The sequence below is a fragment of the Microcoleus sp. Pol14D4 genome, from assembly GCF_036701245.1.
In the GTDB taxonomy this organism is placed as follows: domain Bacteria; phylum Cyanobacteriota; class Cyanobacteriia; order Cyanobacteriales; family Microcoleaceae; genus Microcoleus.
In genome coordinates, this window is sequence record NZ_JAUBQM010000034.1 from 17,937 (window position 1) to 39,767 (window position 21,831).

Annotated in this window: 18 protein-coding genes; 13 read left to right on the plus strand and 5 right to left on the minus strand. The window is 46.2% G+C overall.

Annotation, left to right across the window (positions count from 1 at the left end):
• Window positions 1–71: 71 nt before the first annotated feature.
• Entirely contained in the window at window positions 72–572 is a 501-nt protein-coding gene (locus QUA33_RS14260; protein WP_333098129.1) for an autotransporter, read from the minus strand.
• A 670-nt stretch (window positions 573–1,242) separates the two neighbouring features.
• On the opposite strand from QUA33_RS14260, the gene QUA33_RS14265 reads away from it, so the two are divergent.
• Window positions 1,243–1,878: a L,D-transpeptidase gene (locus QUA33_RS14265; RefSeq protein ID WP_333149136.1), complete on the plus strand. Its 636-nt coding sequence runs from the start codon at window positions 1,243–1,245 to the stop codon at window positions 1,876–1,878.
• Between the two features lie 196 nt (window positions 1,879–2,074).
• Here QUA33_RS14265 and QUA33_RS14270 read toward each other — a convergent pair whose 3' ends face one another.
• Together QUA33_RS14270 and QUA33_RS14275 are read right to left on the minus strand one after the other, a co-directional pair.
• Complete coding sequence (locus tag QUA33_RS14270; protein WP_333149137.1) at window positions 2,075–3,943, minus strand: tetratricopeptide repeat protein; 1,869 nt, start codon at window positions 3,941–3,943, stop codon at window positions 2,075–2,077.
• Window positions 3,944–4,015: 72 nt separating this feature from the next.
• Window positions 4,016–4,789, minus strand: coding sequence for a Uma2 family endonuclease (locus QUA33_RS14275; protein WP_333149138.1), 774 nt, complete (start codon window positions 4,787–4,789; stop codon window positions 4,016–4,018).
• 281 nt (window positions 4,790–5,070) lie between these two features.
• Between QUA33_RS14275 and QUA33_RS14280 the strand changes: the two genes are divergently transcribed.
• The gene (locus QUA33_RS14280) at window positions 5,071–5,820 is read left to right on the plus strand and encodes an abortive infection family protein (protein ID WP_333149139.1); all 750 of its coding nucleotides are present in this window, start codon (window positions 5,071–5,073) and stop codon (window positions 5,818–5,820) included.
• Between the two features lie 140 nt (window positions 5,821–5,960).
• Here QUA33_RS14280 and QUA33_RS14285 read toward each other — a convergent pair whose 3' ends face one another.
• Complete coding sequence (locus QUA33_RS14285; RefSeq protein WP_333149165.1) at window positions 5,961–6,167, minus strand: PAN domain-containing protein; 207 nt, start codon at window positions 6,165–6,167, stop codon at window positions 5,961–5,963.
• 160 nt (window positions 6,168–6,327) lie between these two features.
• Window positions 6,328–7,194 carry a HEAT repeat domain-containing protein gene (locus QUA33_RS14290; RefSeq protein WP_333149140.1) on the minus strand — a complete coding sequence of 289 codons (867 nt, stop codon included), beginning with the start codon at window positions 7,192–7,194 and terminating at the stop codon, window positions 6,328–6,330.
• A gap of 319 nt (window positions 7,195–7,513) precedes the next feature.
• On the opposite strand from QUA33_RS14290, the gene QUA33_RS14295 reads away from it, so the two are divergent.
• From QUA33_RS14295 to QUA33_RS14345, 11 genes are all read left to right on the plus strand, one after another.
• The gene (locus tag QUA33_RS14295) at window positions 7,514–8,326 is read left to right on the plus strand and encodes an ABC transporter ATP-binding protein (protein ID WP_333149141.1); all 813 of its coding nucleotides are present in this window, start codon (window positions 7,514–7,516) and stop codon (window positions 8,324–8,326) included.
• Window positions 8,327–8,491: 165 nt separating this feature from the next.
• Entirely contained in the window at window positions 8,492–9,229 is a 738-nt protein-coding gene (locus tag QUA33_RS14300; RefSeq protein WP_333078240.1) for an ABC transporter ATP-binding protein, read from the plus strand.
• Complete coding sequence (locus QUA33_RS14305; RefSeq protein WP_333149142.1) at window positions 9,226–10,086, plus strand: EamA family transporter; 861 nt, start codon at window positions 9,226–9,228, stop codon at window positions 10,084–10,086. The genes QUA33_RS14300 and QUA33_RS14305 overlap by 4 nt, the downstream gene beginning before the upstream one ends.
• A 191-nt stretch (window positions 10,087–10,277) precedes the next feature.
• Window positions 10,278–14,093, plus strand: a complete 3,816-nt coding sequence (gene cobN, locus QUA33_RS14310; RefSeq protein ID WP_333149143.1) for a cobaltochelatase subunit CobN — start codon at window positions 10,278–10,280, stop codon at window positions 14,091–14,093.
• Between the two features lie 87 nt (window positions 14,094–14,180).
• Entirely contained in the window at window positions 14,181–15,833 is a 1,653-nt protein-coding gene (locus tag QUA33_RS14315; RefSeq protein ID WP_333149144.1) for a hypothetical protein, read from the plus strand.
• 357 nt (window positions 15,834–16,190) lie between these two features.
• A complete protein-coding gene (locus QUA33_RS14320; protein WP_333149145.1) occupies window positions 16,191–17,111 on the plus strand; it encodes an NAD(+) kinase in 921 nt (306 codons plus the stop codon).
• Window positions 17,112–17,272: 161 nt separating this feature from the next.
• Window positions 17,273–17,758: a hypothetical protein gene (locus tag QUA33_RS14325; protein ID WP_333149146.1), complete on the plus strand. Its 486-nt coding sequence runs from the start codon at window positions 17,273–17,275 to the stop codon at window positions 17,756–17,758.
• A gap of 169 nt (window positions 17,759–17,927) precedes the next feature.
• A complete protein-coding gene (locus QUA33_RS14330) occupies window positions 17,928–19,904 on the plus strand; it encodes a carbamoyltransferase (protein ID WP_333149147.1) in 1,977 nt (658 codons plus the stop codon).
• A 115-nt stretch (window positions 19,905–20,019) separates the two neighbouring features.
• Complete coding sequence (locus QUA33_RS14335) at window positions 20,020–20,427, plus strand: SxtJ family membrane protein (RefSeq protein ID WP_333149148.1); 408 nt, start codon at window positions 20,020–20,022, stop codon at window positions 20,425–20,427.
• Entirely contained in the window at window positions 20,428–20,592 is a 165-nt protein-coding gene (locus QUA33_RS14340) for a DUF5989 family protein (protein WP_333069521.1), read from the plus strand. It abuts the gene before it with no gap.
• Between the two features lie 4 nt (window positions 20,593–20,596).
• Window positions 20,597–21,829: an SGNH/GDSL hydrolase family protein gene (locus QUA33_RS14345; RefSeq protein ID WP_333149149.1), complete on the plus strand. Its 1,233-nt coding sequence runs from the start codon at window positions 20,597–20,599 to the stop codon at window positions 21,827–21,829.
• Window positions 21,830–21,831 lie beyond the last annotated feature (2 nt).

The window sequence follows — 21,831 nt, forward strand, 5'->3', positions numbered from 1 at the left end:
GGGTCTCGGATCGAATTGCTTGATTGTCATTGCCAATCTTCAATCGAAAATCTAAATCGTATAACCTAGCTCTACCAAAGTCCTCTCACAGGAGCCGGACGGGGAGCCGGAGCCGGAATTGGACGGGGAGCCGGAATCGGAGCCGGAGCCGGGGCCGGACGAGGAGCCGGACGCGGTGGCGGTTCTGGGGCCGGACGCGGTGCCGGTGCTGGGGTTGCGGGACGAGCAACCGTTGTGGCTACCACCTTATAATCGGGGATCACCGCGATATTTTGTATCTGAGATCCGGCGACTGTGGCTCTGACTTTCATTCCCGGTACTAGGCCAATAATTCTCAGGACGCATCTTTGAATCCTGAGAGTCCTGTACGGCGCGCTTTCTTCGCGAATAGTTACTACGTCGCCGACAATACTTTTGACAAAACCGACAATGGTTCTAGTGTTTGCTGTAGTGGTGGTTTGCGTTTGGGCTATTTGAGTTGCAGGGTTAGCCATCGCAGGATGTACTGAGACCGCCGAAATTAGCACCGACAGTGTTGCACCTGTCAATAATTTGATCTTCTGAAGACGCATTGAAACCTCACATTAACTGCTATTCAGGGTCGGGTTTGCTTCCGCAGCGCGAAAGTCCCAACCTCTATACCTAATCCAGTTTAATCCCCAGAGTAGGAAATTTATGACAATCTCAAAAAAAGATTATCGAACAAGTATTGAAAGACTAAATTTTACATCATAAGTTCCCGATTTACAACAAGTTCAGCGGTTTGGTTCTCTAGAGTGTTGCCGTGATATATTGAGTTTATTCGATCGACCTTAGCAGTTTTTTTCCGCCAACCTAACTGTTGCTGGGGGGGAGTCTACCCAAAGACAGATTGTGCTTGCCGGATACAGCAGCGCCATAGTTTGAATACTCGATCGCCAGTCGGCCATTGCTAAAAAATCAAATTAGTCGGAGGTAAAATTTAATCATTTTCTGGCAAGATTTACGCATAAACCGGGTTTTCTCACGACATTCTATTGCGTAACTCCACTGAGCCGCTTATAAAAACAGTGTGGTTTTAGTATTATTGCCTAAGCTTTGTGTTGAGTTACAAGCTATCAGTTGTGGAATTTTAACTAAAAACTGTGCAGCGCAGTTCCCCTCAAAAAGCCATCTCAAAATTTTTCTCATCGGGTGCAGTTGGCGGATAATTAGATAGGAACTTTGTAGGAAATGCTGGTGAGGAGTTTAGCGAACAAAACAATGGTGAAGAGCAAATTTTTGTTTGACAAGTTAATTGTACTGAGCTTGAGTGCCGCCGCGCTGTCGGTGGGCCTACAGCAGCAGGCGACTGCCGAAGTGGTGGCTAATTCAAGTAAGAGTGCGATCGCAGCGCAGCGGGCCACATCCGAGACACAATCGCCGAATCTCGGAACCCCAGAACTGCCGCCCCTGGGAGAACCATTTCGTTATATTCCCCAGGAACCAAAGCCTGCGGTAAATCCTATTGAGGAAGTGCGTTTAGTCCTGAAATTGCGAGAACGCCGCGTCTATGTTTACCGACAGAATAAGGTGCAAACCAGTTTCCCAGTTGCTGTGGGAAAAGGCGGGTGGGAAACTCCTACAGGCAATTTTAAAGTTATTCAAATGATCAAAGATCCTGTTTGGCAAAATCCTTGGACAGGAGAACTTATTCCTGCTGGGCCAGACAATCCATTAGGGAGTAGGTGGATGGGGTTTTGGACGGATGGCAAGAATGTGATTGGTTTTCACGGTACTCCGAATCCAGAGTCGATCGGGGGGGCGGCTTCTCACGGCTGCGTCAGGATGTTTGATAAAGACGCACAGGCTTTATTTGAGAAAGTCGCAGTTGGCACACCGGTGATAGTTGAGCATTAATTATTTGGAGGTTGGGGTGCATAAAAACATCCAGGAACAGGCAAGATGCCTGTTCCACAAAGACTTAAATTTGGTTGTGGAGTGGGCAGGAGAGCCCGTTCATGAAAGACTGATTGATAATGGTGATTTTCGGTGAGTTAGAACTTACACCTTAAACCCTCTCAGCAACAGGCTTTCCCGCCTGTTGCACAAAGAGTTAAATAGATTGCTGATATTTTTCCAGCAACTCCGGGATGTAATCGTAGCCGTCAACACCGATCGCCGGAATGATATTCGCTCGACTTTTCGCCAAAGATTGTTTAAAAGATTCCGCCCCCATTTGACCCTGCAAAATTGTCAACAAACCAGCCGATTGACGCCACTCCATCGCACCAATTTGCTCCAAAGTATACATCCCCAAACTGCCCGCAAATATCGCTTTTTCTAGTGAGTTGATTCTGTAATAAGCTTGAGCCAAGTAAGCCAAATTCAGACCTTGCAAATATAAATCCCCTGAGAATTGAGCTGCTTGCCAACCTTTGAGCAAATATTCGATCGCAGCTTCAGCATTTTCCAGGGCGATTTTAGCGATACCGAGACTGCTGGAACAAAAAGCTTGACTTTGGCGATCGCCCAATTTTTCCGATAGCAACAAACCTTGTTCCAAATAACCGATCGCACTTTCGTAAATCTCTGGTTCCACCTCCTCCAACTGCCGCGCTTGAAACACTTCACTGTAACCCAAATTAGCCAGAGCATTTGCCTCGCCTTGTCGCTCTCCCGCTTGTCGTGCCATAATTAAAGCCCGCTGGCTGTAATTAATCGCTTCCTGATAATTTTTTTGAGCAACATAGTTGCGGCTGATGTGATTGAGATTGGCCACTTCGCAAGCTTTGTCTCCTTCAGTACGGGCAATTTCCAGCGCTTGCTTGTGCAGCAAGAGCGATCGCTCGTAGGCCCCAGCCGCCTGCATCGAATAACCCAAAAGCGTCAGAATCCGAGCTTTTGCCTGAGTGCCTTCAACTCGCCGCAGCGGTTCGTCTAAATAATCCAAAGTATGTCGCAGGGCTTTACCATCAAACGAAGCAAAAATTCCCCCGTAAAGGGGAAAGTATTCCCGCTGAGAAAAAGCCCGCAAAATTTGCAAAGTTACTTGAAAACAAGCATTTGCCAACTGCTCGCCGCTCTTGGTAGAATTATTAAACCCACTAGCTAGCTGACTCCAAATTACCGCAAAAGTAATGTAAGTAGAAATTGAAGCTTTTGTTGACACTTTGGAATCGTAAACTTGCTTGTCAAACCATGTCGCCAACGCCCGCTGCAAGCACTGCAAAATAATCGCCAATTCCACCAATATTCTTAAATCTAAATTCGATTCTTTTGCCGCGAATTGAACTACAGATTCACCAAGCGCAATAGTATTCAACAGAGCCTGGGGAAAGGGACTATTAACTTTTTTTGCCCAAAAAGCCCAAGGCCCATTTTGTTCGGGACTACCGGCAAATCCTAGCTGCTGCGGCTGATAAATCCAGCCCACAAGTTCCGGTTCCAAACGCTGCCAAGATTCTAAACCTTTGGCGATGCCGGCGGTGATTTGCTGCAAATCTTGTTCGGTTTCGGGATTGGCAGTTTGCAGCATTTGTTGGTGCAGAGATTTTGCCAATTGCTGCAATTGAGCAAGAGTCAGCGGATGTTCTTTATTCGGATCGATTACTTGCAATAATGCCAGGAGGCGGGCGTTAGATTCGGCGGTAACAATTTGTTGGATTGAGGATGCAATTGCGCGATCGACGCGGTTATCTTTCTGCCAGCGTTCCCATTCTCCTTGGATGGTTTTGAGAGCTCGGAGGGTGCGATTTGCCTTTGCTTGTTTGATTTCGTCTTTTTCATTTCTGAGTTGATTTTCGGCGGCATCAAGGCGTTCGCCGAAACAGCGTTCAAAGATTTCGCCAGTACCGGTACTAATGTCTTGCACCAGCATTTGATAAACTTGTTCTTTGGAGCGAATTTGACCTTTGAGGGTGATTTCGACAATTTTGTCGATTAGGGCTAGGTAGCGATCGCGCAGTGAGGTAGATTCAGGCATAAGTTATTTTTAGTTAATAAATTTTTATGGACAGCGCTTGCAGCTTGCACCATTTCATGCTGCTACTTAATTTTACAGCTCCTCTGGATTAATGCCCATTGCTCTGAGGCGATCGGCTAATCGATTTGCTCGCTGACTTTCTAATTCAGCTCGCTGACTTTCTAATTCGGCTCGCTGCCTTTCAAACTCCTCTGGAGTCAGAACCCAATCGCCACTGACATCGTAACAACGCAGCCACAATCTCGAACAACCTTGATAACAACCTTCCCACAAACCTATACCTAATTCTAATTCCGGTATCCAGAATCTGGGTTCGGTTAAAACTTGTTCGCGGTAACGATTGCCAATCAAACGAAATACTCTCAGTTGATTGTTGTACCGACTGAAAACAAAGTAGTAAGGAATCTGCAAAATCTGTTCGTAAACTCGCCACTTAGTAGGCGGTTTATTTCGTGATTCTTCTGTGATTCCTAAATCCTCCTCTTCAGTTCCAGGTGACAGCAGTTCCACTACTACCAGAGGACTGACATTTTCTTGCCACATCACGTAGCTGAGGCGTAATTCGTCACCTCGATAAAATCTCGGAACCCCCAAGACGACAAACCAATCAGGTCTTTTGTACCAATTGAGATGGTTAGAATCGTAGTAGAGATTAAGGTCTGTCGCTATAAATATTTGTTCGGGCGGATGGTTGGCGGGGCGGCAGGTTAGACGCAGCAGTTCGGGTTGAAACTCGTGGAATTCGTCAGGCAAACCGGGTTCCTCCGGGTCTTCACTGGGTAAATCATACATCGTAGGGAGGACTTTTGTTTGCGAAGGCTGCGAATCCGGTACGTACATCGTCATAAGATTACCCAGGCGAGACGGCTTGAGGAGATTGAAGCGGTACGGCAATTGTAATATTATAGCGCGATGTTATTTCTTGCGGCATAATTTCAGTATTTTTGGCACCGGGAATCTTCGCTAAATGGCGATCCTTGGGAACACCATATTTAATAGTTGTAGTTAGTGAGGAATTACAAAAAAGATGAAAATAAAGATATACGATGTTAAGCTTGACAGTTAATTGGAAAATTTGAGTTAGTAAAGGTTAGAATGTTGAGGTTAGAATTCAGCTTCTAGAAACGATGATGACACGCTTAGATAAAGTACGGCAACTCCAAGAGATATTTATTGCTCGTGCGACAGGTGGCGATCCCAGTGAGCGGGAATACAGTAAACTCCGTTTAGAGTTATTGAGAAATAGCGCACTCAGAGAGCGCCTTCCTCAATTTGTTAGAAATTGCGACGAACTCTCCAAATTCTGGGGTTTTATTAAAGCAAAGTTCGATACCTACCAAGAACGAAGGATATTTATATGGGAAGAATTTGGTTCATTGATTGCGTCTATAGAGCAAAATATTATTGTGGCTCAACCAGCAGATGATGATATTTCCGCCATTCTGATCAATTTCGATACAGAACAGGTTCATATTGCTTGGCAAAAAGCTCTTGAACGCCGAAATCCCGATCCAGAAGCAGCGATTACTATGGCGCGTACATTAATCGAATCGGTTTGTAAACACATTTTGGATGAAGCAGGCATTTATCATAGTGATAAAGATGATTTGCCTAAACTATATTATGAAACTGCTAAGCAACTTAATCTGGCTCCTCAACAACATCAAGAAGAGGTTTTCAAACAAATTCTTGGTGGTTGCCAGAGTGTGATTTCAGGACTTGGTACTTTACGTAATAAGCTTAGTGATGCTCATGGTAAAGGGAAACAAGCTATTAAACCTTCTCCTCGACACGCTGCACTTGCTGTCAACTTGGCGGGTTCAATGGCAGCTTTTTTGGTCGCAACTTGGGAGGAAAGATTGTCGAAAGCGACCTAACAAGGCGATTGGAACGGACTGGGGAAAGCGACTGGTAAGATTACAAAGGCTAGTTGCAGTCACTCAACCAGAACTTTAGACCGTTGAAATGCTGACCTTGCAAAGGGAAACGTTAAAAACATTTCGTTTCCCTCTTTCTGTTACCACCTCGGTCTAATACTAGAATTCCGGTCTTCTCTGGTAGTTGGCGACGGCACAGCATTCTTGAAATAACACCAAGCTCGATCGCCCTCCACTCCCGACCTCACGAAAGTAAAAGCCTGACATTGTTCATCAAACGCACGGATTTGTTGGCAAATATCCGGGTCGGGTTGGCTAATGTACATATTCCTATAATCAGCGCCGATTCTGTCAGAATTTTACTCTAAATTCCACCTTGTCAACAGCCACTAGCTGCGGCACAACAGTTTTAACCTTTGCACGGATTTTATTCAAAGCAGAGGCTGCACTACTACGCACATTTAGATTGGAGTCTTTCAGCAAGACAATTAGCTGCGGCGGTACAGTTTAAGCTTTTGCACGGATTTTATTCAAAGCAGAGGCTGTACTACTACGCACAGTTGCATCTGAGTCTTTCAGCAAGACAATTAGCTGTGGCAGTGCAGTTTTAGCTTCTGCACCGAAACTTCCCAAAGCATTGGCTGCACTACTACGCACAGTTGCATCGGAGTCTTGAAGCAGGAAAATTAGCTGTGGCAGTGCAGTTTTAGCTTCTGCACGCATTCTTGCCAAAGCATAGTCTGCACGGCTACGCACCTTTGCATCGGAGTCTTTCAGCAACAGAATTAGCTGCGGCACAACAGTTTTAGCTTCTGCACCCATCCTTCCCAAAGCATTTGCTGCACGGCTACGCACAGTTGCATCGGAGTCTTTCAGCATCAGAATTAGGTGTGGCACAGCAGTTTTAGCTTCTGCACCCATCCTTCCCAAAGCATAGTCTGCACGGCTACGCACAGTTGCATCGGAGTCTTTCAGCATCAGAATTAGCTGCGGCAGCGTAGTTTTAGCTTCTGCACCAACCGGCACATCTGAGTCTTTCAAGGTTTTGACAAAGGCAGGAATAGCAGGAAGAACGATTTGTCTTAGAACCTCAGCAGCACTCTGGCCGACTGACAAATTCTGATCCTGCAAAGCTTCCATCCAATCAGGGATGGCTGGTTCACCTATTTTTCGTAACAGCTTAATAGCTGCATCAAGTGCCGTTTCATCGTTAATATTTAACTTCTCGGTGAGGAAGGCAATCTGTTTGGGATTAGCTGTGGGTTCGTCCTTAATTCCAGCCGCAGCATTGCCAGTCAACAGCAAAGGCGATGTGAAAGATAGAAACGAGAGGGCAATTACGGCAACTAATCTTTGTCGGTAGTGCTTCGTCATGGGCCAGAATCCTTGTATTTGATGAGCCGTCTCAGCCATTTGAATAATTGTGTATACATTCTCATCAAACTGTTTCAGGACTCCGGGCGATCTAAATTTGTTCTTGTCTGTGGTGAAATCGATCGCCCTAAATACTGCTTAAAAAGCGCCACTTTAAGAACATTCCGCAGTCTAAGGCATAATTATAGGAATCCTTGCAGGAGTCGTAATTTTTTTACCCCACCCCAACCCTCCCCGAACCCGCTCGCTCGGGAGTAAGAAATTCACAAATGATGCGAGGATTGCTATAGATATCTTATATTCGTTCTATGATGTGTTTATGATTTCCGAACCCCTTACCCTCTCAACAAGCAATCCTGTTTTAGCAGCCAAAGGATTAACTCGTCGTTTTGGTGGTTTAATTGCTGTAAACAACGTATCTTTTACAGTTGAAAAACACGAAATTTTTGGATTAATTGGCCCTAACGGTGCGGGCAAGACAACTCTATTTAATCTAATGACTGGACTGATACCTGCTTCTAGCGGCAACCTGATTTATCAAAATGAAAATATTTCCCAATTGAAGCCTTATCAAATTGCTAATAAAGGTATTGCCAGAACTTTTCAAAATATCCGTTTATTTGGGGAACTTTCTGCTGTGGAAAATGTGGCGATCGCGCGACACATCCACAGTCGATCGGGCAATCCTGTTTTATCCGTGCTGGCGGGGATTTTCGGCTTGCCAGCATCTAACGCAATGGAACGCAAAACCCAGCGAAAAGCCTTAGAATTGTTGGATTTAGTCGGATTGGGCGATCGCGCGGGCGAACAAGCCAAAAACTTGGCCTACGGCGATCAGAGGCGCTTAGAAATTGCCCGCGCTTTAGCCTTAGAACCGCAAATACTCTTGTTAGATGAACCGGCAGCAGGGATGAATCCCAGTGAAAAGCACAAATTAAGCGAATTTATCCGAGAAGTACGCCAACAATTCAATTTAACTGTAATATTGATCGAGCATCATGTACCGCTAGTTATGGGGTTGTGCGATCGAATTGCCGTCTTGCATTTCGGTCAGCTTATTGCTTTGGGAGAACCTGCTGTTGTCAGGAATGACCCGGCGGTAATTGAGGCTTATTTGGGAGATGAAACGTAGAAATTGTAAATGTTTCCCGGCTCTGGCGGGGAACGAGTAAAATTAATAGTTAGCCTTAAATGAATCTTCCAGCCCTCTTAAGAGGAATTCAGCTAGGAGCCAGGTTGCAACCCCTGGAGGAATGGGAAAGAGACAGTTTGGTCATCAAAAATCAACTCACAAAAAATGCAACATAGCCCACCCAAAACAACCCAAAACATCCTCTTAGAACTCAAAAATGTTTCTGTAAGTTATGGGGGAATTCAAGCCATACAAAATATTAATCTCACGATTAATGCAGGCGAGGTTGTCAGTCTCATCGGTGCCAACGGTGCGGGCAAAAGTACCACCCTGAGAGCGATTTCTAAAATAGTAAATTTGCGACAAGGACAAATTCTTTATAGCGGGCGGGATATTAGCCGCCGCCAAGCTCACGAAGTGGTGAAATTGGGAATCGCCCACAGTCCAGAAGGACGGCGGGTTTTGGCGCAGCAAACGGTCTTAACTAACTTGGAATTGGGGGCCTATATTCGATCGGACTCGGCAGCAGTAAAAGCCGATTTAGAGCGCCAATTTGAGATATTTCCGCGCCTAGCAGAAAGGCGCCGCCAGCTAGCAGGAACCCTCAGCGGCGGGGAACAGCAAATGTTGGCGATCGCTCGCGCTCTGATGAGTCGCCCGAAGCTGCTATTATTAGACGAGCCTAGTTTAGGGTTAGCACCTGCGATCGTCAAAGAAATTTTTGCCATTATTCAAAACCTCCGCTCCACAGGCGTTACAATCCTCTTAGTCGAACAAAACGCCAGTTTAGCACTGCAAATTGCCGATCGGGGTTACGTACTAGAAGCTGGTAATATTACCCTCACAGGTATTGGAGCGGATTTGCTAAACGACGAGCGAGTCAGGAGCGCATATTTAGGTTGACTTGGTTAATTTTTGGAATCTTGACCGCTTTCTTTGAAGCCGTCAAAGACGTTTTTGGCAAACAAAACCTCAAAAAAAGTGACGAATATGTCGTCGCTTGGTCTCTCTCATTTTTTTCAGTCATCTGTTTGCTTCCCTGGGTATTATATACAGGAATTCCGCCATTAAACTCTCAATTTTGGCTCGCCCTATTAATCGGAGGTAGCATCAACGCTGTCACAGCCCTCCTCTACATCAAAGCCATCAAAGTATCTGATTTATCCCTGACACTACCGCTGCTAGCTTTGACACCATTATTCATGTTGGTAGCTTCACCGTTAATTGTCGGTGAATATCCCACACTTTTTGATTATATTGGCATTTTACTAATCGTAGCAGGCTCTTATTTATTAAATATCAAAGAGAAATCTAAAGGATATTTAGCTCCATTCAAAGCACTTCTGCATGAACCAGGGCCAAAATTGATGTTAATCGTCGCATTTCTATGGAGTATTGCCGCAAATTTTGACAAAATAGGAGTTACAAATTCCTACCCTATTTTTTGGGTATTCTCTTTGTTTAGTACAATGAGTGTTTTGCTACTGCCAGTTTTATTGTACAAAACCCCAAATCCAGGGCGACAAATTCTCAAACAATTACCAATGCTAGCTGCTATGGGGTTTATCAATGCTACTGGAATAATTTTTCAAATGCAAGCTTTGACATTAACTTTCGTAGTGCGAGTGATCGCGATTAAGCGTACTAGCCTGTTAATGGGTGTATTGTTCGGTCATTTCATTTTTAAGGAAAAAGATATTCAAGAAAGATTATTAGGGGCGGGAATAATGATTTTGGGAGTTTTATTTATCAGTTTATAGGTTGAGATTTCCGGGACTCAGACGCTCATTCTCCCCCTGAATCTAGGGGCGGTGCCCCCGTGCCCGCCCTCTCTCGGTTGGGGGGAATGTCCGGGTTGGGAAACACGTCCTCGCTTCTATTGATGTATAAGTCATGTTATACTCAAGGCGATCGCACTTTCTCTCACTATTTATTAACATAAAAAAAATTAATGCACAAAATAGCAGCCACACCCGGAGGTTGGAACCCTCAAGCAGAAGGAGTAATTTTTATTCAGCAAACCCCAGCACCAATAGTATTTATTAGTGCTGCTGACACGGACATTCAAACTCTCGCAGCGGCGGCATCCAAAATGCCCGCAGCATTCCCCAAAGTGCGCGCAGTCAACCTGCTTCAATTGCAGCAACAACTAACAATTGATACTTATGCCGAGGAAGTTTTAGAACGCGCCGAGGTCATAATCTTAAGACTGTTAGGAGGGCGTTCTTATTGGTCTTACGGGTTAGAAATTCTGCGAGAAACTGTGGACAAAACTAACGCAGCACTGATTGTAATGCCGGGAGAAGACAGTCCAGATCCAGATTTAATCAGCCATTCAAATGTATCGCTATCAGCAGTCAATCAACTTTGGCGCTATTTCACAGAAGGCGGAGTTCAAAACTTTGTTAACGCACTCAAGTTTGCCGCCGATACTTGCCTGAAAACTGCTTATAATCCGCCCCTACCTCAAACAGTTTCCCGCGTCGGAATTTATGATTGGAAAAAGCCAATTGACTCGTCCCCAACTTGCGGACACGGGGACATCAATTCTAAACCTAAAGTAGGAATTTTATTTTATCGCGCTCATTATTTATCAGGAAACTTAGCACCAATTGATGCACTTTGTCAAGCTCTATCTGAGCGGAATTTAGTCCCCGTTCCCGTCTTTGTATCTTCTTTGCGGGAACCAGATTTGCAAATAGAATTGCTGGAATATTTCCAGCCCAAAGAATCAGAACCTATTCAATTATTGCTGAACACCACAAGTTTTGCAGTCTCCGGTTTTAGCAGCCAAGAACCGGAACAAAACAGCTTAAAATCCTTAGACGTTCCTGTATTGCAAGCAATCTTCAGCGGTGGCGGTTTGGAACAGTGGGAAACGGAACTTCAGGGACTTTCGCCCCGGGATGTGGCGATGAATGTAGCATTGCCGGAAGTAGACGGAAAAATCATTACTAGGGCTGTTTCTTTTAAAGCGGTACAGACTTGGAACAGCGAATTAGAAACAGATGTAGTAGGCTATGTAGCAGCGGGCGATCGCATTTCATTTGTAGCAGATTTAACCGCGAATTGGGTGAAGATGAAACAAACCCCAGCCGCCAACAGACGCATCGCCATAATTCTAGCAAATTACCCCACTCGCAACGCCCGCTTAGCCAACGGTGTCGGCTTAGATACGCCCGCTAGCTGTGTCGAAATCCTCAAAGCTATGCAGCAAGCTGGCTATCAAATTGAAAACATCCCAGCTAGCGGCAACGAGTTAATTGAACTCCTGACTTCTGGCGTAACAAATGACCCGGAAGGACGCGAATTGCGGCCTGTTCATCAATTTTTGGATTTGGCAGAATATGAAGGATATTTTGCTAGTTTGCCGCAAGAAGTGCAAGATGGGATTTGTAAAAGATGGGGGCTTCCGGGAAGCTATGCACAAGATTTTATAAGTAACAATACGTCTTTTCCGATTCCGGGGATTCAGTTCGGTAATGTATTTGTAGGAATTCAACCATCGCGGGGATACGAACTTGACCCCGCATTAAATTATCACGCCCCAGACTTAGAACCCACTCACAATTATCTAGCTTACTATTACTGGCTGCGAGAAAAGTTTGGAATTGACGCTATAATTCATGCGGGAAAACACGGCAATTTAGAATGGCTGCCCGGTAAAAGTATAGCATTGTCTAACAAATGTTATCCAGAAGTGGCATTAGGCGCGATGCCTAATTTTTATCCCTTCATTGTCAACGATCCGGGGGAAGGTTCCCAAGCAAAAAGACGATCGCAAGCTGTGATTATCGACCACCTGACACCGCCGATGACTCGCGCCGAACTCTACGGGCCTTTGCAGCAGTTAGAAACCTTAATCGACGAATATTGCGAAGCCCAAAGTTTAGATCCGTCCAGATTGCCCATGATTCGCGATCGCATTCTCGCCCTCACCAACAAAGAAAACTTAGATAAAGACTTAGGAATACAACTAAATAAATCAGAATTTACAGAATTTATCACCCGTACAGACGGCTATCTTTGCGAACTCAAAGAATCCCAAATTCGCGACGGATTGCACATTTTCGGTCAGTGTCCCGAAGGTAGACAGTTGAGAGATTTGATAATTGCGATCGCCCGCCATCCCACCAACGGGCGATCGGGCTTAACCCGCGCCCTAGCAGAAGACTCAGGCTACGATTTCGACCCTTTAACCTGCGATCCAACCTCGATAATTCAGCACCGCACAGCAGGCGATTTAACAGCAGAACTCGAAGAAAAAGCCACTAAATTAGTAGATAACTTAATCGAAAACATCGGCGTTCATCCGCGTTCATCTGCGGTTATAAATTCCCAAACCGGAGAAGCAACTAAACACGAATTAGACTGGATAAATAACTATCTTTTACCTTCCCTACTCCAAACAAACCAAGAAATTACCAACCTTTTGCGCGGGTTAGATGGGCGGCACCTACCAAGCGGCGCATCCGGCGCGCCCACTCGCGGTCGGCCAGATGTATTGCCCACCGGTCGCAATTTTTACTCAGTAGATATCCGCGCCATTCCCACAGAAACCGCCTGGAGAGTTGGCAGAGTTGCTGCTGAAACTTTAATCGAAAGATACACCCAAGAAAACGGCGAATATCCGAAAACTTTGGGTTTGTCAGTGTGGGGAACATCCACCATGCGGACGGGGGGAGACGACATCGCCGAAGCCTTGGCGCTGATAGGAGTTCAACCAGTTTGGGATGGCCCTTCGCGCCGGGTTGTAGATTTTGAAATCTTGCCAGTTTCTGTTTTGGGGCGACCGCGGGTTGATGTTACTTTGCGAATTTCTGGCTTTTTCCGCGATGCTTTTTTTAATTTAATTGATTTGTTTGACAGTGCCGTAAAAGCTGTGGCAGATTTAGACGAATCGGCAGAAGACAACCCTTTAGCAGCACAAGTTAAGGAAGAGATTTTGTATTGGGAATCTACAGGTTTGAGTCAGGAAGAGGCGCAAGGGCGATCGCAATTTCGAGTCTTTGGCTCAAAACCGGGTGCTTACGGCGCAGGACTTCAAGGCATAATTGAAGCTCAAAACTGGACAGACGACAGCGATTTAGCAAAAGCTTACATTAATTGGAGCAGTTACGCCTATACCTCCTCTAGTTCCTCAAATTTGCCGGGAGATGTAGCAGGAGTTAAACAGAGTGAATGGGGATGTTCTGCACCCGAAGCATTTGAACAACGCCTCGGCCAAATGCAAATAGTTCTGCAAAACCAAGACAACCGGGAACACGACATCCTCGACTCGGATGATTATTATCAATTCCAAGGCGGAATGACTGCCGCAATCCGCAATTTGCAAGGCAAAAATCCTGAAACCTATTTCGGCGACAACTCGATTCCCGAAAATCCGAAAGTGCGGCAACTGCGGGAAGAAATTGCACGGGTTTATCGCAGTAGGGCGGTAAATCCGAAATGGATAGAAGGTGCGATGCGACACGGTTATAAAGGCGCGTTTGAAATTGCAGCAACTGTTGATTTTTTGTTCGCTTACGATGCTACGGCAAATTGTGTAGAGGATTTTATGTATGAAGGAATCGCAGAGGCTTACATTTTTGATGAGAAAGTGCAGGCATTTATTCAAGAAAACAATCCTTGGGCACTGCGAGATATGGCGGAAAGATTGCTAGAAGCTCGTCAGCGGGGGTTGTGGGAGAGTGCGAACCAGGATACATTGGATAAATTGAGGTCGATCGCCTTGCAAGCCGAAGCCGTCATCGAATCCCATGCATAAATAGGCAATTAACGTCACGATCGAGGCTGGAGACGAAAGGCAGTTTGCGGTAATATCTAGTAATATTTTGCCCACGGTGAAAGCTGTATGATTCGCCGCTACATTGCTAGCCTCAGTACCAGCATCTTAAAACGTACCTGCGCCGCTGCTGCCGTGTTCGCGCTAACAGTCGGATGTTCGCCTCCCAAGCCGCCCAACACCGCAGCGGCTTCTGGTTCGATCGAAGAATCCCCAGCCCTAGCGCAGTCGTCAACGCCTCTGTTAGCTAAAAACGCCAACCAAACCCAAAAATCCCTCAGCGCTGCTTCATGCCCCCAAAACGATGGCTTCACGGAGGCAGTTAACTTTGCGACCCAAGCTTCTAATTTGGCTCAATCAGCCAATTCAAAACAAGACTGGGACGAAGTAGCCGCCCTGTGGGTGCAGGCCGTCGCTTGGATGCAAGCGGTTCCCCCCGGCAGTCCCAGACGGGCGTTTGCGGAGAAAAAAGTAATCGAGTACATGAGAAATCTGGTGTATTCCCAGCAGCAAGCGGGCACAACCCGATCGCAAGCCAGTACAGTCAGCTTCAGCAGCGATTTGCTAAACGAACAACTAGAACTTTACCTATCCTACGTTGCTGCGGTCGGGCCACCAGATGTTTTGATTGTCGGGAGTTCCCGGGCATTGCAGGGCGTCGATCCCAAACAGCTAAAACAATCTTTGGCCCAAAGGGGCCGTCCGGGCTTAAAAGTATTTAACTTTTCAGTCAACGGCGCAACTGCACAAGTAGTTGACTTTCAACTGCGGCGGCTTTTGAAGCCGGGTCATTTGCCTCAAATGATTGTCTGGGCGGATGGTGTGCGTGGATTTAACAGCGGCCGGGACGATCGCACTTTTAATTCGATCGTCGATTCTGAAGGCAGCCAACTTTTAGCAGCAGGCATTCGCCCCGAACTGGAGTTGGATGAACCCAACGAGATTCCGCTGTGTTACAGATTCCCGCAGCCCTGCGCTAACAACACTTTCCGCAAAGCATTGGCATCTGTCGATCGACCTTTCAGGGGCGGGCAAGATGCCCACCCCAAAATCAAATTCCCGTCCAGTGGAACAGGCATCTTGCCCGTTGCTGACACCCACCCTACACTCAAATTCCTGTCCAGTGGAACGGGCATCTTGCCCGTTGCTGAGAATGCTGCAAGATATGAGTTAAAACCGATCGCAGCGAATGCAGCAACCCAAAAAGCACAATTGATTCCAGTCTCGCGACGCACAACAGTAGCCATCAGACAACTCAACCAATTGGCAGATTCGATCGACTCTAACGGATTCATGGCTATGTCGGGCAGGTACAATCCCAACACTTATTATCGAGAACGCGCTTACGTTTCAGGCCAGTACGATCGCGACTACGAAAACTTCAACCTCGGAGGCAAACAAGCAACAGCCTTTAATTCAGTTGTAGCATTTACCAAAGCTCGAAAAATTCCCCTTATTTTCGTCAATTTGCCCCTCACAGACGACTACTTAGACGGGACTCGCCTGTGGGCAGAACAGCAGTTTCGGCAGCGAATGCAGCAACTCTCGCGGCAAAAAGGCTTCGCTTTCCGCGACTTGTCGCAGCGGTGGCCGGGCCGTAACGACTATTTTGTTGACCCCAGCCACCTCAACCGCTTTGGGGCGATCGCAGTTTCTCGCCTACTCGCGGCCGATTCCAGCATTATCTGGCCGCGGCCCAAATCCAGCCGCAGCGATGGGTGAAGGAAGTTCGGCAACGGATTCTGTAACGGATGTAACGGATGTAGCGGATGTAAAGGATAGAAGGAAGAAGGAAGAAGGAAGATGTGGAAATGCAGTCATAATAATATTTCTTATTCCCGGCTTTCTTTTTACCAGGCAGATCCTGGTAACGCAGATCCACAGGCTCTGCCTCGCAATGCTCAAAAATAGTTTAAAATCTAACCTGATGTCCAAAACCAATTTGTGCGATCGAACATTTTAAGATATTTCACTCAGCTTAAAATCTAACAATCAAAAATCCAAAATCGATAGATTGTGAGGTCACTCTAAAATCTAACAATCGAAAATCCAAAATCTAAAATCTAAAATCGATAGGTTGTGCAACTAAAACAAGTAATTATCGCCCACAAAGCCAGAGATACCCTCAGCCAGCGGTGGGCAGAACAGTGTTCCCGCCAATTAGAAAGTCGCGGGTGTCAGGTTTTAATGGGGCCCAGTGGCCCGAAAGATAACCCGTATCCGGTTTTTTTAGCTTCTAGTAACAGCCCAATTGATTTAGCGGTGGTGCTCGGCGGCGACGGTACGGCCCTAGCTGCCGCGCGGAATTTGGCGGCAGATGGCATCCCGATTTTGGCAGCGAATGTGGGGGGACATCTGGGGTTTTTAACCGAGTCTTTTGAGGATTTCCAAAATACTGAGGAGATTTGGGACAGACTTTCGGAAGACAGGTATGCTGTGCAGAAGCGGATGATGTTGCAGGCAACAGTTTTTGAGGGAAACAGAAGCAATCTCGAACCCCAAAGCGATCGATTTTTGGCACTAAATGAAATGTGTGTCAAACCTGCTTCAGCCGATCGAATGCCGAGCTGTATTCTAGAAATGGAAGTTGACGGCGAAGTCGTCGATCAATATCAAGGCGACGGTTTAATTGTGGCAACTCCCACCGGTTCGACTTGCTACACTGCATCTGCCAACGGGCCGATTATGCACTCGGGAATGGAGGCGATCGCAGTTACTCCGATTTGCCCTTTGAGTTTATCCAGTCGGGCGATCGTACTACCGCCCGGTTCAGTCGTCAGCATTTGGCCTTTAGCAGATTACGAACTCAGTACCAAACTCTGGACAGACGGCATTTTAGGTACTGCAATTTGGCCAGGACAGCGCGTAGATGTGCGGAGGGCAGACTGCGAAGCCAAGTTTATCATTTTGCGGGAAAACTATTCTTATTTCAACACTTTGAGGGAAAAACTTCACTGGGCAGGAGCCAGAATTCGGTACAGCAACAATCACCGCAATTAATCCCAATCATCCACCGTGAAACTGCATTAACCCCTGGGACAGGTAAGCGTGAAAAAACCTGTTAAATCACCAACAATCTAGATACAAAAACCGCCATTAGCCAACCCATAATCTCTGTACTTTGTTAAGATCGCTCAATCTCTTGACAAACAGCCTGATCTATGCAGATTTTCAAAAAATCAACCCGACCTTTCAACCCTCAAGATACATATCCCTGTCCCGTGTGCCGCACCGGTCAAATTTCCACCCTAGCGCTGATGGACGCCCTAGCTTGCAACTTCTGCCAGCACATTTATACCGCCAGCGTTGAAAGACAATCGCTCGAAATGGCCGATCGCCAACCGCCCGTAACTTGGCACTGGAACGGCAAACAGTGGATAGGAGCCCACCTCGAAGGCGTAGAATTCGGATGGCCCTATTTTGCAGCAGCGATCGGTCTAATTTTCCTTCCCACTACCTTGCTGGGACTTTCAGCTTACTATTTTCCCCCGGTTCCCGGCAGCCGGTTGTCGTGGCTGCCCGTAGCTTGGACAGGCTTAGCTTTTTTGTCCCATTTAGGCATTGTGCTGTGGTTGGTAGGTGAATTTTATCAATTCCCGGTGGTCACTTACTTCAGAGCTTGGGGGCGCAGGATAAGCCGGCGTTAGCTTAAATGCTCTCTAACAGCCGATCGTCCTCCGGCGGCCCACCGACATCGATCCAGGTAAAATTAGAGGCGATCGCAAAATTCAATTCCCAATCAGCACTGAAACAGCTATAATCGTTAGCTATTCTAAATAGTCAAAAGCAAACGCATTGCGATTTGTGAGGAGAGCGATGAACATACTTGGAATCTCGGCGTACTATCACGACAGCGCCGCAGCCTTAATTCGCGACGGAGAAATTATAGCAGCAGCGCAGGAAGAAAGATTTTCCCGCAAAAAGCATGACGCCAGATTCCCTAAGAATGCGATCGCTTATTGCTTAAAAGAAGCGAACATAGATTTGCGGGAACTCGATCAAATAGTTTTTTACGACAAACCTTTAGTCAAATTCGAGCGCCTTCTCGAAACCTATTTAGCCTACGCACCCCAAGGTTTTCGCTCTTTCCTAGCCGCCATGCCAATATGGCTCAAAGAAAAGCTTTACCTCAAAACCATGCTCAAAAGAGATTTGGCAGCAATAGCAAACTGCAAAACGAATAAACTGCCATCTCTGCTATTTACCGAACACCACCAATCCCACGCAGCATCGGCATTTTTCCCCAGCCCGTTTCAAAAAGCAGCCGTTTTGTGCCTAGACGGCGTGGGCGAGTGGGCAACAACCTCGGTTTGGTTGGGAGACGGGAACCAACTGACACCTCAGTGGGAAATCGATTTTCCCCACTCCTTGGGTTTGCTTTATTCAGCTTTCACGTATTATACCGGCTTCAAAGTCAACTCTGGCGAATACAAACTCATGGGTTTAGCTCCTTACGGCGAACCCAAGTATGTAGACAAGATTCTCAACTATTTAATCGACCTCAAAGATGACGGAACTTTCCGTTTGGACATGGATTATTTCAACTATACTGTTGGCTTAACCATGACAAACAAGAAGTTTGACGAACTGTTTGAAGGGCCACCACGTCAAGCTGAAGGAAAATTGACTCAGCGAGAAATGGACATTGCAGCTTCCATTCAAGTTGTTACCGAAGAAGTTGTTTTGCGGCTTTGTAGAACAGTTAAAAAAGAATTGGATGTCGATTATCTTTGTCTTGCCGGCGGCGTTGCTCTCAACTGCGTTGCTAACGGCAGACTCTTGCGGGAAGGTATTTTCAAAGATATTTGGATTCAGCCGGCGGCGGGAGATGCTGGCGGTGCTTTGGGTGCGGCTTTGGCGATTTGGTATCAGTATTGCGAACAAACTCGCACTGTGAGCGCCAACTCGACAGCAAATAGTAGAGAATCCCTCAAAACTGAACTTGTCACTACAAACGCAGCGGTTGAGGAGAGGACTGAAGTTGTCACTGCAAACCAAGCGGTGGCAACTGTGGCGAAGTCTGTTGCTCATTTAACTTGTCACGATCAAATGCGCGGCTCTTATTTGGGCCCGAGATTTACAGACGCAGAAATTCTCGAATATTTGGATGCTATCAAAGCTAGCTATCACCGATTGGACGATGCCGAATTAATGCCGCAGTTGGCTGAGATTTTGGAACAGGGAAATGTGGTGGGATGGTTCCAGGGGCGGATGGAATTTGGGCCGCGGGCTCTGGGCGGTCGATCGATCATTGGCGATCCCCGCAGTGCTAAAATGCAGTCCGTGATGAACCTGAAAATTAAATATCGGGAATCATTTCGACCTTTTGCGCCGTCAATCTTAGCCGAACGAGTTGCCGATTATTTCGAGATTGACCATTCTAGCCCTTATATGCTATTGGTAGCACCTGTCAAGTCCAGTCTCCGCATTCCGATGACTCCCGAACAAGAGCAGTTGTTTGGCATTGAAAAGCTCAACATTCCGCGATCGGAAATTCCGGCTGTCACCCACGTCGATTACTCGGCTCGCATCCAAACTGTTCACAAAGAAACCAATCCTCGCTACTATGACTTAATCAGTCATTTTGAAGAGCGATCGGGCTGTTCAATTGTGGTAAATACGTCTTTCAACGTCCGAGGCGAACCCATTGTTTGCACTCCCGAAGATGCTTACCGCTGTTTCATGCGAACCGAAATGGACTATCTGGTTTTGGAAAATTACTTGCTTCCCAAGTCCGAACAAATTCCTTGGAAACAAGATGATGCTTGGAAAAACGAATTTGAACTAGATTAGTCATGAGTCATTAGTTATTAGTTATTAGTTATTAGTTATTAGTTATTTGTTGGTACGAATAACTAATAACTAATTCCCCATTCCCCATTTCCCAATTCCCAACTCCCCATTTCTAATGAGCGACGAAATTAAAAAACTCGACAAAAAAGGCTTGCGCGATTTCGGGCTGCTAATTGGTGGCTTGATTGCAGTGCTGTTCGGTTTAGCAGTACCTTTACTGAGGCGGCATTCTCTACCTTGGTGGCCCTGGGCGATCGGCGCAGTCCTAATCGTGCTAGCATTGGTGGCGCCGAAATCGCTGAATCCCGTTTATCACGCGTGGATGCGCTTTGGACTTATTCTTAACAAAATCGAAACGCCGATCGTCCTAGGGATAGTTTTTTACGTGATAATTTGGCCGATGGGAGTTATTAAAAGCCTGTTGGGCGAAGATGCCATGCGGCGAAAACTCAATCCGAAAATGGATACTTACCGCGTCCCAAGTAAAGCAAGAACAAAAGTTAGTATGGAGCGTCCTTTCTAAGTGTTTGAATCAACATTAGACTTTCTCAAAGATTTGTGGGCGTTTATGAGAGAACGCCAAAAGTATTGGCTGTTGCCGTTAATTGTGACTTTAGTCTTTTTGGGAGCTTTGATTGTATTGAGTCACGGTTCTGTGATTGCTCCGTTTATTTACACCCTGTTTTGAAAGAATGAGCAAGTGGAAAAATTTGGGTGTCAATTTAGGTTTGACACTCGGCGGTTTATTTATGGGGGTGGTAATTGGTGAAGTTGGGTTGCGAGTTGCTAGAGTTGAGGGATATCCAAAAATAGGAGATTTCGTAGAGTCGGCGCCAACTCGTTTCCACACTTCCGATCCAAATTTGGGCTGGAAGCTGAAACCGGGTGCGTCGGGGGAGTGGAATGGGGAAGGTGCGAGTTTTGTGCAGGTGAATAGCGAGGGTTTGCGCGATCGCGAACATACAAAAGCAAAACCTCCAAATACTTTGCGGGTGGCGGTTTTGGGCGATTCTTTCACCGAAGCAATTCACGTACCTGTCGAACAAACATTCTGGTCGAAATTGGAACGAAAGTTAGGCAACTGCGAGGCCGTTAAGGGACGCAAAAAAGTTGAGGTCATCAATTTCGGCGTGCAGGGTTACGGTACTGCTCAAGAATTAATTATGCTGCGAAAAAAAGTGTGGGATTACAGTCCTGATATTGTAATTCTTGCTTTTTTTATTGGCAATGATGTGATAAATAATTCTCCGAAACTGGAATACGATCGCTACCGACCATTTTTTGCTTATGATGCTAGCGGCAAGTTAGTACCGGATATGTCTTTTCGCAATCTGGCGCCGATCGACCGCAACGAAAGAGCAGTTTCCTTTGTAGATCGAATGCCCAGTTTTCTCGTCAACAATTCGCGAATTTTGCAGGTCATAAAAAAAGTAGACTTAGATCGGAAAAAGCGGGAGTTATCGGGGGACTTTACCACTTTAAGTACCCTGAACCTCAAGGAACCTCAAGATGCAGTTTGGCAAGAGGCTTGGAAGGTGACAGAGGGTTTGATTGTGACGATGCGGAATGAAGTTGTGCAGAAAAATGCTGATTTCTTAGTTGTGACGATCGGCGATCCGATGCAAGTTAGACCGGAGGCCCAGAGGCGAAAAAATTTTATGAGAAAGAACAAAATTCAGGATTTGTTTTATCCCGATAGGCGGCTGGAAAAATTGGGCGCGCGCGAGGGTTTTCGGGTACTGAATTTATCCGAACAGATCCAAGGCTACACTGAAAAATATCAAGTCTGCGCCCACGGTTTTGAGAATTCTGTACCCTGTGGGGGTCACTGGAATGAACTCGGACACCGACTGGCTAGTATCCTGATCAACCGAAATTTGTGCGAAAATTTGAAGCAGTCTCCATTCCCCAAAAAACAACCCTAAGC